This is a genomic window from Niastella koreensis GR20-10 (assembly GCF_000246855.1).
GTDB lineage: Bacteria > Bacteroidota > Bacteroidia > Chitinophagales > Chitinophagaceae > Niastella > Niastella koreensis.
Genome location: NC_016609.1, coordinates 3,614,571 through 3,629,196 on the forward strand (window position 1 = coordinate 3,614,571; position 14,626 = coordinate 3,629,196).

General features: G+C 47.6%; 11 protein-coding genes. 3 read left to right on the plus strand and 8 right to left on the minus strand.

Features of this window, described 5'->3' with window-relative positions:
- Positions 1 to 32 precede the first annotated feature (32 nt).
- Positions 33 to 398, minus strand: a complete 366-nt coding sequence (locus tag NIAKO_RS14150; protein WP_014219129.1) for a winged helix-turn-helix transcriptional regulator — start codon at positions 396 to 398, stop codon at positions 33 to 35.
- A gap of 143 nt (positions 399 to 541) precedes the next feature.
- Here NIAKO_RS14150 and NIAKO_RS14155 point away from each other — a divergent pair, with 143 nt between their 5' ends.
- Complete coding sequence (locus NIAKO_RS14155) at positions 542 to 1,180, plus strand: NAD(P)-dependent oxidoreductase (protein ID WP_014219130.1); 639 nt, start codon at positions 542 to 544, stop codon at positions 1,178 to 1,180.
- A gap of 85 nt (positions 1,181 to 1,265) precedes the next feature.
- On the opposite strand, the gene NIAKO_RS14160 is transcribed toward NIAKO_RS14155, so the two are convergent.
- The 3 genes from NIAKO_RS14160 to NIAKO_RS14170 all read right to left on the minus strand — a co-directional run bounded on the left by NIAKO_RS14160 (position 1,266) and on the right by NIAKO_RS14170 (position 7,918).
- A complete protein-coding gene (locus tag NIAKO_RS14160; RefSeq protein WP_014219131.1) occupies positions 1,266 to 3,200 on the minus strand; it encodes a RagB/SusD family nutrient uptake outer membrane protein in 1,935 nt (644 codons plus the stop codon).
- A gap of 12 nt (positions 3,201 to 3,212) precedes the next feature.
- Positions 3,213 to 6,518, minus strand: a complete 3,306-nt coding sequence (locus tag NIAKO_RS14165) for a SusC/RagA family TonB-linked outer membrane protein (protein ID WP_014219132.1) — start codon at positions 6,516 to 6,518, stop codon at positions 3,213 to 3,215.
- Positions 6,519 to 6,736: 218 nt separating this feature from the next.
- On the minus strand, positions 6,737 to 7,918 hold the full coding sequence (locus tag NIAKO_RS14170) for a response regulator (protein WP_133055320.1): 1,182 nt from the start codon (positions 7,916 to 7,918) through the stop codon (positions 6,737 to 6,739).
- A 152-nt stretch (positions 7,919 to 8,070) separates the two neighbouring features.
- Here NIAKO_RS14170 and NIAKO_RS14175 point away from each other — a divergent pair, with 152 nt between their 5' ends.
- Positions 8,071 to 9,129, plus strand: coding sequence for an aldo/keto reductase (locus NIAKO_RS14175; RefSeq protein ID WP_014219134.1), 1,059 nt, complete (start codon positions 8,071 to 8,073; stop codon positions 9,127 to 9,129).
- 119 nt (positions 9,130 to 9,248) lie between these two features.
- Positions 9,249 to 9,962: a pirin family protein gene (locus tag NIAKO_RS14180; protein WP_014219135.1), complete on the plus strand. Its 714-nt coding sequence runs from the start codon at positions 9,249 to 9,251 to the stop codon at positions 9,960 to 9,962.
- A 97-nt stretch (positions 9,963 to 10,059) separates the two neighbouring features.
- Here NIAKO_RS14180 and NIAKO_RS14185 read toward each other — a convergent pair whose 3' ends face one another.
- The 4 genes from NIAKO_RS14185 to NIAKO_RS14200 all read right to left on the minus strand — a co-directional run bounded on the left by NIAKO_RS14185 (position 10,060) and on the right by NIAKO_RS14200 (position 14,621).
- The gene (locus NIAKO_RS14185; protein WP_014219136.1) at positions 10,060 to 11,319 is read right to left on the minus strand and encodes a glycoside hydrolase family 99 protein; all 1,260 of its coding nucleotides are present in this window, start codon (positions 11,317 to 11,319) and stop codon (positions 10,060 to 10,062) included.
- A gap of 10 nt (positions 11,320 to 11,329) precedes the next feature.
- Positions 11,330 to 11,977, minus strand: a complete 648-nt coding sequence (locus NIAKO_RS14190) for a hypothetical protein (RefSeq protein ID WP_014219137.1) — start codon at positions 11,975 to 11,977, stop codon at positions 11,330 to 11,332.
- A gap of 91 nt (positions 11,978 to 12,068) precedes the next feature.
- Complete coding sequence (locus NIAKO_RS14195; RefSeq protein ID WP_014219138.1) at positions 12,069 to 12,782, minus strand: DUF3823 domain-containing protein; 714 nt, start codon at positions 12,780 to 12,782, stop codon at positions 12,069 to 12,071.
- A 3-nt stretch (positions 12,783 to 12,785) separates the two neighbouring features.
- Positions 12,786 to 14,621: a RagB/SusD family nutrient uptake outer membrane protein gene (locus tag NIAKO_RS14200; protein ID WP_014219139.1), complete on the minus strand. Its 1,836-nt coding sequence runs from the start codon at positions 14,619 to 14,621 to the stop codon at positions 12,786 to 12,788.
- Positions 14,622 to 14,626 lie beyond the last annotated feature (5 nt).

The following is a 14,626-nucleotide window of genomic DNA, read 5'->3' on the forward strand; positions in this document are numbered from 1 at the left end:
GAATACCAGTGTACCCGATTTGTGTGGAAATGCTACGCTACATATTGTTTTCTGTCCTTCAGAATATGCCGCATGTTCTGTTCGGCCCAGGCCGATAATTGCTGAATATGCGGCAACAGGGTTTCGCCACGTTCTGTTAAGCGATACTCCACCCGCAACGGTACTTCGGCAAACACATGTCTGCTTACAATCCCATCCGCCTCCAGCGTCTTCAAAGTTATGGTGAGCATTTTTTGCGAAACATCCCCGATCTCCTTTTGAATATGGCTGAACCGTACAGACCCCTTTTCACCCAGCAGTAAGATTACCAGCACCGACCATTTATCCCCCAGGCGGTCAAGCACGGTTCGTACGGGGCATTTATCTGAAGGGCCAAATTTTTCGGAGTTTTTTTTCATTGTATATAATTGAATATCAACAACAGTTTCATTTATGAAACCAGGTAACCGCGCCGTGCCTTATTGTGTGGCATTATCAGCCGGCATACCTTTGGTTACTTTTTGATACTAACCATTACAAAAGTAACTTCAAATTGAAAATTATGAAAATTTTATTGATCGGCGGAAGCGGCAATATAGGCCAGCGCATTGCAAAAGAAGCATTGCAAAAAGGATACTCAGTCAATTCCGTGCAAAGAAATCCGGGTAAGCTGAGCATAAAAGACCCCAACCTCACGATTACAAAAGGGGATATTACGAAAGAAACAGAATTGCAGAAACTGGTAAAAGAAGCCGATGTGGTGGTATCTGCTATTTCTCCGCACGACCTCGGCGAATTTAAACAGGCTTATACCAACCTGATCAATACGATGGAAAAAGAGCCTAATAAACGTATCATCATCGTAGGTGGCGCCGCCAGCACCGAAATAAAACCCGGGTTAAGAATGATTGACAGCCCCGAGGCCATGGAGCACACCCCTAAAGAATGGCACCCGGCTATCCATGCGCATGCCGAAGTATTAGGATTGTTCAAAGCTTCCAAAACAAACTGGACGTATTTTAGTCCGGCCATGATCATCGACGCTGGTGAACGCACCGGTAAATACCGCCTGGGCGGCACCAATATGATCTTTGATGCGAATGGAAAAAGCTTTATCTCTTATGAAGATTATGCAGTGGCGTTGGTGGATGAGATCGCTAATCCTAAGCATTTGAAGCAACAAATGAGTATTGCTTATTAAATAAATAAGACCTGTCAGGTAGGCGATATGAGCTTGCCAATTCAGCACGCTGAAGCTTACCTGACAGGTCTTTTCTGCTTACTTCTTATTTCTTCGGTTGTTCATCCGCTACTGCATCCTGCCAGTTGGTCCACATGGGAATACCGGCGTCGTAACCCGGGTAGCCTTCGTTCTGGCGAAGCCGGGCGCCGCCGTTTGCATTGATGGAGCCCTGCGGCACCGGCCAGTTGATGTTTTTCTCGGCCATGGTATAAGCGCGGTTCTTAACCATTACTTTTCCTTTGTTATAAAAGTCATTGTAATGCTGAATGCGCTGGAACCAGTAACTGTTCTTCGCCAGGTTGTCAACCTGGTAGCTATTACCCCATTCATCGGCCTTACCACTAAGGGCTAAACTATAGGAAACCCGGCTCAACTCTGCAAAGCGGAATTCTTCCATGTTCAGCTCACGGGCACGCTCATCCATAATATCGCCAATACCTACAGTTGTATATAACTGCGTACACTGTGCGCGTTGCCGGATCTTGTTTACATCTGCCGTAGCGCCGGCGATATCGCCCTTATAGAATTTTGCTTCTGCACGCAACAGGTAGGTTTCGGCCAGGCGATAACAATACAGATCGCCGGCGCCGCCGCGGTGGTTGGCTTCGTTCGGATTGCCGGTTTCATTTACATCTTCAATATAATATTTGTAATGCGGCCAGTCGAACCAGTTACGAACGGTATCGGTACACAACAAGGCGCCGGCTGCATTCCGCAGGCGAAGGTTTTTACCGTACCAGGCCGTACTGGCGGGGTCGTTGAATTTAAGCGAATCCATCCGCGCCCAGTTGCCAACGGTACTGTTGTGGCGCAGGTCACCGGCATCATCAATATTGTTCACCGCCCAGAGTGAATTTTGATGAAAGTAGGTAGGCCTGATGTGGGCAATGCCGCGGCCGATGGCATCCTTATAATCGAAAGCCGCCCTGAAAGAAGCACTGGAGGCTGCAAAGTACCGAACCGCCTGTTTTCCATCGGGCGCGCTGGTGCCTACGTTATCAAGAAACGGCAGCCAGTTACGCATGGAGTTCATCTTTACGCCCATATCTGTATTGTTGCGGTTGATCATCACCAGGATGGTTTCTCTATTAGCCGGTATGCCTTTGTTTTCTGGACGGTGCAGGTCCCAGATCACATTACGGGTAACCGGCCACACACTGGAATAAGGACTAACAAAATTGCCGAAGTTGGCTGTCATCAGCGAAAGTCCTGAGTTGTTGATAAGCGTATCTGCCTGGGCAATGGCTTTGTCCCATTGACCGGTAGCCAGGTAACATTTCAGCAACAGCTGGCGGCAGGATGCTTTGTTCACCAACCCTACCAGGCTCATTTTATCCTGGCTGGGTACCCACTGTACCGCATTCTCCAGGTCCTGGGTAAGCATTTGCAGAATGGCTTCACGTTTGGTGCTTTGATAATCCACCTTCGGCGCATCCAGGATCCTTGTTACCAGCGGCACATCCTTGAACCGGAACACAAGACCCATATAGTGAAAAGCCCGGTGAAACAACGCCCGGCCCTTGTACTCATTCCTGGTGGCGTCCGACAATCCCGCCACTTTATCAATGTAGTTCAGGATCGTATTGGCATATTTCACCCCGGCATAAGCCTGTTCCCAAAAATAACCCACACGCTCAGGCTGTTCGGTTGGGGTAAGCCGGGTGGCGATGTCGGCAAAAATATTTCCATCATCTGTTTTACTGGCTACCGCTACATCAGTGAACATATAATCGGTGCTGATAGGGAGCCCCAGATCGGTATATTCAAAATAGGTCCAGTAGGAACGGATCTGTTTATCGCAAATGGCCATAGCCGCATCCAGCCCGCCCTGGGTAGAGAAGGTGGTTTCCGGGATGTACACCGACAGCGGATCAGGCGCCAGGTAAGATTTCTTGCAACCATATAAACCGGCTATCAATGTGGCATACAGCAGCAGGTTCCTTATTATGGTGATTTTATTATTGTTGTTAGTTTTCATTTCACTGGTTCTTTAAAAGTTTACGTTTAAGCCGAAAGTCACAATCCTGGGTGCTAAGCTATTCTTGTAAGTGTTATCGGTGTTGATGGTAAAGGTTTCCACATCGCCGTAAGCCCAGTTCTTATCTTTCTTCCACAAAGCTGCATTGCGAACGTTGGCGTAGATCTTCACTTTATCAAAAGTTGCTTTGCTGATCAGCTTCAACGGCAAGGTGTACCCTACCGTAATATTATCCAGGCGAATGAAACTTCTGTCATACAGTTTTCCGGGCGCCTGTACACCCGCAGGACCTTTCGCATCGAGCCGCGCTACATTGTTAGTGGGGTTTTCCAGCGTCCAGTAGTTTTTTTGCCAGGTGTTGGCCAGGTTGGTGATCAACGAAGTATTGTTATCCTGGTTCAGGTACAGGTTAACCAATCCTTTGGCGCCCCAATAGGAATACATATTGAAGGAAAAAGTAAAACTCTTCCAGGTAAAATCATTCCGCAGCGACCACATGATGGGCGCACTTGTTTGCCCCAGAAATTGTTTGTCTTTATCGTTATACGTAGGCGTTACAGTACCGTTGGCATTTTTAACATCATCATCGGTATAGTTATTAGCCACTTTGGGATCGCCGGGGCGTTGGCCATATCTTGCGGCTTCTGCGGCTTCGCCCGCCTGCCAGATGCCGGTTACATTGTAGTTCCAGATAGCGCTAACCGGTTGCCCAATAAACCAGCCGTTGGTGATATCATCTCTTTCTTTGGTACTGATAACATTCCCCTGGTTATCCAGCACAGCATCAAACACGTAATACAGGTGTTTGATGCTGTTTTTGTATTTTGAAAAACCTACCGTGGTGCTCCAGGTAAAGTTTTTGGTATGCATGTTCTGCGAACTCAGGCTAAATTCAAAACCCTTGTTCTCCACTCTGCCCAGGTTGCTGGTAATGCTGGTAAAACCTGTAAAGTTGGGCAATGCCCTGTTCATGATCATATCAACCGTAGGGGTGATATAATAATCTATAGAACCGGTTAAGCGGTTGTTCAGGAAACCAAAGTCGATCCCCGTATTGAATGACTCAGTCTTCTCCCAGTGCAGGTTGGGGTTTGCCAACCGATCGATCCGCAAATACCGGTATTGCACCAGGTTGCCGCTGTTATCGAGGTAGCCCATGGTAGTTGAGCCCGTTGTTGGCGCGGTGAGGTTGGCCAGCGCGAGGTAAGGATCGCTCAGCGAGCGGTTACCATTTTGCCCCCACGACAATCTTAATTTACCAACGCTCATGGGTTCCCATTTAAAGAACTTTTCATTGGTAAACGTCCAGGCCACCGCGGTTGAAATAAAATTGGCGCGCGGATTGGAGATACCAAAGGCGGAATAGCCATCACGACGGAAGGAAGCCGTAAACATATACCGGTCGTTATAGGTATAAATTAACCGGGCCAGCAAACCATCGGCGGTTTCTTTCACGTCATCCGCATCGTAACTACTTTTATTTTTATCACCGAAAAATGTTTCGTGGTACCCAAGCGCGTCACTTGGCAAAATGTTGCGGGCTTCCACCCTGTCTTTCCAAGACTGCCGTTTTTCGGCTTCCTGTACCAGTGTAACATTCAGGTGATGTTTGTCAAAAGTCTGGTCCCAGTTAATGGTATTGTTCAGCGACCAGTCGAACCGCTCGGTTTGCTCGCGGTACACCAAGCCGTTTGTGCCTTTAAAATCAGGATTCTTTGAAGACTCAAAATACCGTTCATGATAGAACTGGTAACGGGGTGATGCATTGAAGGAATACGTGATATTGAACGGCAGCTTCACCCTGGCCGAGAAGATGGTGTTGAACACGGTATAAGCTTTATCACGCGCTGTATACTGGCGAATGAAATCGTAATTGTAACCGTAATTGTTTACACTGTTCTCGCCCATAGGATGCACCTGCAAGGCGCCGGTATCATCTTTATAATTGGCATAAGGACTGTTATAGATAATGGCCCGGTTCCAGTCCGCTGCGGAGTCACCTTCGTTGCGATGCTGAAAGTTAACATTGGCGCTTACATCCAACCATTTTGTCATTTTGGCTTCCAGCTTCATGTTAGACCGCACGGCTTTGAAGTCATTGCCTTTTATCAATCCCTGGTTGCTGAGATAGCCCATGGACACATAATAATTATAATTGTCAGAACCACCGGAGGCGCTGATATTGTAATCCTGGTTGCTGCCCCTGCGGAAAGTGTTATCGTACCAGTTGAACGTTTTACCGGCCAGGAAATTATTCAACACCGTACCCTGCAATAACAACCGTTTTGCCCAGATCTCCTGGTCGCCGGCTGTGCCATTGGTTGCAGTTGTATAAGCCCGCCACTGGTCTATGGTAATGCCCCATTTGGAAAGATTGGCATCGGTGGGTTCATCAAAATATCCCGGCTGGATTTTCTTATCAGATTGATAGGCTTCGTAATTACCGGTGGTGGTATTGGTGCCATACGTAGGCGCTGTGTACCAGTCATGGCGGTATTGCATATACCCTGAAGGCGTCATCACGCGGCGGTTAATGCCCATGGTGGAGATGCCATAATTGGAAGTGAAGTTAAACCGGGGTTTGCCCCGCTTTCCTTTTTTGGTGGTGATGATCAAAACACCGTTGGCGGATTTGGCGCCATAGACGGCCGAGGCAGACGCATCTTTCAGGATGTCTATCTGCTCAATATCGTCGGGATTGATCTCCGATAATTCGCCGTAGAAGATCATTCCATCGAGCACCAGTAAAGGATCGTTGTGGCCGGCATCGGTGTATACCGACCGTTGTCCACGGATCTGGATGGTGCCGCCGCCCTTGGCAGTGGCATCGAACCCAACGGTTACCCCTGGCGTACCACGAATGATGTCCTGTGTAGTGTTCGGGTTTTGATCACTTATTTTTTCGGGCTTGATCTGGGTGATGGAACCGGTGAGGTCTTTTTTCTTAACCTGGCCATACCCGATCACCACTACCTCATCCATGGACTTCTGACTTAGTTCCAGGCGGATGGATACATTACCGGTTGCCGGCACTTTAATGGTTTGGGCAACATAACCGGCAAACGAAAATGTGATACTGGCTTCGGCCGTTACTTTTAATGAGAAATGGCCATTTTCATCGGTAGTAATACCGCGTTTTGTAGTGGACACAGTAACAGATACGCCCTTCATGGGTGAATTAAAAGCGTCCACGACTGTTCCCTCCAGCGTTCTTTCCTGCGCCAGTGAAACAAATGGGACGGCAATTAATAGTATAATAAATAAGAAGAAGGAACCAGGAGGATGCACCATCCGGGTTGGATGCAATAATTTTTTCATACCGCAAACGTTTTGGTTAAATAGACGTTTTGATCCGTCTTAATAATAGGAGTGTCAGGGGCAAGATACCCGTCCTGTAGGGGATGATAAGGGGGGCTTTTTTGATAAAAAGGGGGCTTTTTTAACGCTGGTAACTACGTCAATGACCCAAATAAGACTATTTGAAATTTATAACGGGCTCATAAATAATAAGCTGGTAAAAAAACTGACGTAGTGTACTACGTCCCGGAACGCGGGAGAATGTTTTCGTTTATGTTATACTGTTTCCCCAGGTTTTTACGGTACTTCTCGATGTACTCCGAGGGCTTTAGCCCAAACAACCGGGTAAAATGTTCCCTGAAGTGTTTGATATCCCCTATGCCTACCTGGTAGGCAGTTTCGTTTATATTGTAATTGGAGTTAATAAATAATTCAGCCGCCTTGCGTAAACGTATAAAACGTACAAATGCGTTGGCCGGCTGGCCACATACCGTCTTGATCTTCTTATTCATTTTGGAATAACTCATGCCCAGTTCATGCGCCAGGGTTTGAATGGTGAACTGTTCATCGTCGAGGTGGGTTTCCACAATGGCAATACAATTATCCAGGAAGGCTTTGTATTCTGCAGATACCTTCAGCGGGTTTTGTTGCAGCGTGATCTCGTTATAGAAATACTTCTGCAGGTTGTTTTTGCTTTTTATAAGAGCTATAACGCGGGCCACCAGCAGGTCTTTGTCGAAGGGTTTGGTTATATAGTCATCGGCGCCGCCTTCCACCCCCTGTAACCGGGTATCGGTGGAAGCACTGCCCGAGAGCAGGATAACGGGTATATGCCCCAGGGCATTATCGTCTTTGATGAGCTTACATAGATCTATACCCGTCATACCCTGCATAAACACATCGCTGATAATAATATCGGGTTGAAACTGTCGCGCCAGGGTCAGCGCTTCTTCCCCGCTCTTCGCTTCATATACGGTGAACTGTTCAGTAAAGAGGGCCGCTATATACCGTCTGATCTCCGTATTATCGTCCACGATCAGAATGCGCTGGGTTTCGGTAGCCAATGCATCCAGGATGGTCTGGTCGCTTTTACGTTCCTGACCGGGCGTATCGGTCCAAAACACCGGATCATCTGCCCAATCGTCAATCACTACCTGCTGCCCCGCCACCAGCTGCAATTGATCAACCAGCCCCAGCATGCGTTGGGTAAGGCGCTGCGCTTCCAGTACCGCTTGCTGTTTTTCTTTCTCTGTTTGCCTGCAGTGTTTTTCGGCGCTTTCCTTTTCTTCGGTTAAGCGTAGGATTTGCCCTTCGTACTTTTGACGGCTTTGCCGCATCTTGTACCACATATAAATAAACAACAGCATCCCCGCCAGGAAAATAAGAGCAATCAGACAGGCTAAGTAATTAGGCGTGCTCATGAGTATGGTCAAGCCGGCAAACAGCTTTGAGGTTTCGTTTTGGTTTACTATAAAATTAAAGATTATTTCCCACGCAAAAATTGAACCAGGAGGTAACCCCTCCTTAATGTGCACTTCCCTATCTTTGGCAATAAAATTTAAAGCGTCCCGATATGGAATACAGAATATTAGGCCGGTCCGGTCTTAAAGTGTCGGCAATCACTCTTGGAACTATGACTTTTGGCGGCGCCGGTAAATTCGCGTCGGTTGGTAATGTGGATGTGCCCCTTGGCCGCACCATTGTTGATTATTGCATCGAGCAGGGTGTTAACCTGATTGACACGGCCAATATTTACTCAGCCGGCTTATCGGAAGAGATCATTGGCGAAATCCTGAATGGCAGGCGTCCCGGCAATGTACTCATTGCCTCCAAGGCAAGAATGCCGCTGGGCACCGGCGCGCCGAATGATGAAGGTTTTTCAAGATACCACATCATCCAGGAATGTGAAAAGAGTTTAAAGAGATTACGCACCGACGTAATTGACATCTATTATATGCACCAGTGGGATGGTCTTACGCCCCTGGATGAAATGCTGGAAGCGCTGGATACGCTGGTTAAGCAAGGCAAGATCCGGTACATCGGCTGCTCCAACTTCAGTGGCTGGCATACGATGAAAGCGTTACACACCAGCACCGCTCACAACTATCAACGTTTTGTAACCCAGCAGATCCATTATTCGCTGGAAGCCAGAGAAGCGGAATATGAATTATTACCGGTGGGTATCGATCAGGGCCTGGGCGCATTGATCTGGAGCCCGCTTGCCGGTGGTTTACTCAGTGGTAAATATACCCGCGAAATGCAAACCCGTAACGAGGGCCGTTTTGCTGCCGGCTGGACAGAACCGCCTATCCGGGATTTTGATCGCCTTTGGAATATTGTAGATGTATTGAAAGCCATTGCTGCCGAAAAACAGGTAACGCCTGCCCAGGTAGCGCTGGCATGGGTGCTGGGCCGCGCATCGGTAACTTCATTAGTTATAGGCGCCCGCAATCTTGACCAGGTTAAAGACAACATCAAGGCCGCTTCTGTAACCTTAACGGAGAAAGAAAGAGACCGGTTGAATGAAGTAAGCCGTTTACCTATGTTGTATCCTTACTGGCACCAGGCTGCGCTGGCAAAGAACCGGTTGAGCCCGGCGGACAAGATCTTACTGGACGAACATATAGGATAGTAATAAGCATTTGCTTTTATATTACAAACCCCGGCAGGCATGACCGGGGTTTGTTGTTTTTAAATCCTGAATCAGTACCTTTCAGTATTATATAATTTTCATACAACTCAATATATATTATGCAAACTCATTTTTTCAGTGGCAAAGAAAGAGGCAAAAAAGACATTGGCTGGTTAAAAAGCAACTTCTATTTTAGTTTTAGTGATTACTATCATCCTTTAAAAAGCGCATTCGGCACACTCGTAGCCTTTAACGACGATTATGTGGAACCCGGAAAAGGATTTGGCACCCATCCTCATATAAACATGGAGATCATTTCCATTTTGCTGAAGGGAAAAATGAATCACAAAGACTCCATGGGCTACAGCACGGTAATAGAACCAGGCGGTGTACAGATCATGAGTGCCGGCAGCGGCTTGCGCCATGAAGAATATAACATTGGTGAAGAAGATGTAAATTTTCTGCAGATCTGGATCCAGCCAAAACAACAAAACATAATACCCCGTTATCAGCAAAGAAGCTTCCCGATCGAAAACCGGAAGAATGTACTCACCACTATTATTTCGGGTGAAGAGGGGTTAAAGCATTGCTGGATCAACCAAAATGCAAAATTATTACTGGGCGCTTTTGATAAAAACGAAGTAGTGCGCCACAACATGCATAAAGAGAATATGTGCGCTTTTGTATTTGTAATTTCAGGTGAAATCCTGGTTGACCGCATGCCTGTATTTACCAGGGATGCCCTGGGTCTTTGGGATACTTCTCATTTTGAGATCACCTGCAAAGAAAGCAGCGAGTTTTTGATTATAGAAGCGCCTATCAATCAGAAATAAGCAGAGAGTGAGTGGTGAGTTGTCAGTAGTGAGTGGGTTCCCAATTGTTCGGGTGTCTGAATAATAGCGAGCTCACTCACTACTGACTATTGACCTCTCACGGTATAGGCGGCGTTGGCCTCGTAGCCGTTAACGCAATCTCCTTCTTAAACATCTTCCCGCCGTCCTGGGTAAGACGTAAATAATAATCACTTGTACATTTAGTGCCGTCTTCGTCAAGCGCTATAAAACCTGAACCAACCGGGACGTCATTGGCGGTTTCGGCGGTTTTGGCTATCTGGTTGCCTTCATTATATTCATCGAACATACTTATATAAATTCCCTGGCAACCTAGCCGGGTCATGTTATAAAATTGCCGCCACATAAAATCACCATGTGCGCGATGATGTGATTGAAGATCGCCCGGCAATACACAGGGTTGGTAATCTATATTGTTCTTTTTACAATACGCCAGATCGGGGGTGTTCACCGTAGTATAAAAGTTATCAGCTTCAGATGCTTTTGAAATCCGGCCTACCATCCAGGGTGATAACATATTGAATGCTTTATATACATCCAGGAAACCAGCGCGTGAATCGCTGTTCTGATCAAGCCAGTGCGTGGGTACACCACCAATCACGTAACAACCCTGCCCTTTAAACCAGTTGATCACATCCAGACAGGCTGTGGTAGAAAAATCATGGTTATTGTCGTTAAAGCCAAAGCCCCAGATACACACCACAGGTTTGCCGTTTTGTTTGGCATAGGCCGATGAAGTGGTGTACTGTTTCATTTTGTTTGTCCAGTCGGTTTTGACTTCAGCCTGCATATTCGTCCAGCCGCTTACATCATACATAATGTAGAACTTAACGTTATATTTTTCCGAAGCGGCTTTTACTTTGGCTGCCATCACATCGCGGATGGGGCCTTCAATACCACTGGGGTTGAACCGTTGCAACGCGGCTACATCAATCTTGTACTGGCTCATCCAGGAAAATTGTACATCCACCGTTTGATCGCTGAACGAGGAAAACAGTTGGGCCGGCTGACCATTGCCGAGGTTGGCGAAACTGGTATTGAACTTATTCGTGTAATCCCGCACGTCGGGCCAGCTGATGAAGGCTTTGTTGGTGGTGGATGGCGTGGCGCCCCAGTCCTGCCCCCAATGCCACCAGGCATTGATGGGTGAGCCATCGCCTTTACAGGCAAACCAGCCCTGGTAACCCACCGTAATTTTTCCTACTACATCACCGGCCGGCGATGGCCAGGTTGCTTTGTTGTTGTCGTCGCCGTTATTGTCGCCGTCATTGTTATTGCTTTTGCTGCAATACAAGAGGGAGCACAAGAGTGCAACCAGGATCATGTTATTTCTTTTCATAGTGCGGTTTTTATTTTTCTACCAGTCTTAGATCATCCAAACCCAATGCCACATCTGCATGCGTCTTACCGGTTGTCCATAAATAGAGGCGAAAAAAGTTGAAGGCGCTGAGTTTTGGTCCGCCGTCGCCACTGCTTTCACCGGCATCACTAAAGCTCAGCGTCAGTTCATTCCACCCGTTCTTCAGGTTGGGCAGCATAGGCGCCAGGTCCCAGTTGTATTCGTTTTTGTCGCTTTCGCCCGAACTGGTGAGTTCAAACTGACCATCGGCTTTTATCTGGCTGATATCGCCAATATATAACCACAGCTTCAGTGCGCCATTGGCTTTGGTGAGCCCGGCATTGAGTGCGGCTGGCCTCCGGTAAATAAAGTGCATATAATCTTCACCGCTTACAATGGAAGCTTTCAGCCAGCCCAGCCCTTCTTTGGCGCCGGGTTTTTCAATAGCGCCTTTGTTCCCTGCGGTTTCCCAGTTATCGAGCGCATCGGCCGGATTAAACGACACAATCTTCGGATCTGGTGGCGGCGGCGGAGGTGGTGGAGGCGGTGGTTTCAACCCGCTGGTATCGCGGCTTGGATAGTTTTCTTTTTTGCAGGCGGTTAGTAAAATGGCTGCGAGTAATATGGAACAAACAATGTTAGTTAGATATAATTTCATTTTTTTGCAGTTTGAATTTGTTTACGAAATGCGGCCTCCCCCCGGTGGAGGGGGCAGCTATTAACCTGTCAACCTGTTAACCTTTCAACTCTTATTTCGGTACATCTATCTTGATTATCTCCGACAAATTAGAACTTTTGTCATCATTATTAAACCGCACGCCTACCCGCACATAAAAGGTCCTGCCCTTCACTAAATCGGGAATAACAAACTCCGGCGATTTATCGGCGGGCGACATAGCAGCCCATTCTTTATTCACGGCTACTTTGTATACATCAGAATAATCGCGGATGGATGCGCCCGGCCCCACCAGGGAAGTAGTGTTTACATAAGGTTGTATTTCAGCAATGGAAGGCATGCCTTCAATAGGCGCCTGCATATTAAAGCGAAGCGTTAGTTGATTGCTATCCAGTTTTGTGGTGAAACTGTTCAGGTATAAATAAGGGGTGAGGTTGAAATCGTACCGGGTTCCTTTATCAATATCGATTTCTGCCGGCGGCACAGACCAGAAGGCCCCGCCTTTTATTGATATGCGGTAATGCCCTTTAAACAGTTTGGAATTTTTATAGGAGCCATCCATTTTCACCGGGATGTCCTGTGGCGCAGGGGTGGCGCTCCAGCTCAGTTGTTCCAGCCGGATGGTTACATTACCGGTAGCGGTTTGAATATTGTTTTTTGAATTCTGGTCAAACAGGTTGCCTTCCAGCGAAGCCTCAGGTGCGTCGTAATTGTCTTTTTTTATGCACGAAGCGCCTGCTATCAGCATGCCTGCCGCCAGTAGTATGGTATGCAATTGTAGGTTCATATATTAATAATTTGGATTGTTCGGATAGAGATTGGGGTTCTTGCCCAGTTCACCGCCGGGCATGGGCTCGTAATAATATTTCTTCTCGAAATTGTAATTACGGCCAAAGGTTTCCGGTTCTTTCAGAATGATGTACTTCTGTTCGTCGAAAACATAGTACGGCATAATTCCGCTGAAGCGGGCGTTGTTCAGGATCACATCGGCAATGCGCCAGCGGCGGATGTCCCACCAGTAATGGTTCTCAAATGCCAGCTCTTTGCTTCTTTCGTTGCGCACTACATCAACCGTCATATCGGCCAGTGTTAATGGCGCAGCGCCGGCGCGGTCTCTTATTTTATTTAAACAAACCAATGCATCGGCCTGCTGACCGTTTTCTATATCGGCTTCGGCGCGGTTCAGGAGTATTTCTGCATAGCGAAACTCGATCCAATGTGTAGTGCTGGTAAATAAGTCAACATCTGCCTGCGGACGACGGTAGTCGATGTATTTACGCACATAAAAACCGGTGCGGGTGCGCTCATCGCCGGCAGTACTGATACCCGTTTGACCAATAATGGCCTTGCCATTGTACATGGTATTGGGATCGCCTGACAATAAGTATGCACGGGAAGCAGCGGGTTTGGCCACTTCTGAAGCGGCAGTGCCGCTGAAGCCTGGATAAATACCGCGTTGCACATCGAAGGTGCGGGTACGCAAAATATCGCCCGGGAAATAAACGGTGGCCCGTAACCGTGGTTCCAGTCCCTGAAAGGCATCGGCTGGTTGATCGAAGCGTTTTGGCGTACCATCGGGGTTATTGAAATTCAGGATACCGAAACGTTCTACATACTCCAGTGTTGGATAGGCGCGCGACAGGGCGTTGGCCGTCATCCAGCGGGGTGAAAAGGTAGCATCCCAGCTATGGGCTGTGCTGCTGGGAATGGAGTAATTTCTTACCAGGATATTCTCAGGGCTTTTTTCATCGAGGAAGGCATCTACATAATTCATTACCTTATCGGCATTGGAATTATACAAACTGTATTTGCCATCGAGCAGTTTGGCGGCAGCTATTGCCTGGTCAAAATAACCTGCTGCTTTCTCTGGTGCAATGCCCACATAACCCTGTGTACGCGCATCGCCACTTACAAAGTTCACCGAGCCATAGCGGGCAATACTGCCGGCATACAACATGGCGCGTGACTTTAATGCAGCGGCTACATATTTGTTGGCTCTCTCGGGCGCACTCGTTCCAGGCAATAACGCAATGGCCTGATCGAGGTCCTTACCAATAAAGTTCCAGGTTTCTTCTTCGGTATTGCGGTGCACCTGCAATTCTGCAATGGATTGCTCTGGGTATTTCTGCACCACATCTACAATGGGAATGCCGCCATATCTTTTTGCCAGCGCGAAATAATAATAGGCGCGCAGAAAATAGGCTTCGCCATTAAATGCATCTATTTTGTCCTGCGTAAAGTTGATGGCATACTTTGGTAAGGTCTCCAAAAAATAATTCACGGCGCGGATGTCGGCATAGGGCCAGTAACCAAAACCACCGCCAATATCCATTCCACCCCAGGGCCCCACCATTTCGCCACAGGCGGCGCCTGCATGCCAGAAGTGTTCCCACTCATGGTGCAGGTTAAAGCCGGGCTGGCCATCGCGGCCGGTTGGCCGGTACGTGAAATCTTCTATTGGCAATTTGCGGTATACCTGGGCCATATATACGTTAATGCCCGACTCGCTGCTGAAGATCTGGTCATCGGTGAGCAGGTTCACCGGTTTTATGTCGAGCTTCTGGCATGCGGAAAAAGCAACCAGTACAGCTAACAATACAAGAAATATTTTACTATACATTTTCATATGAA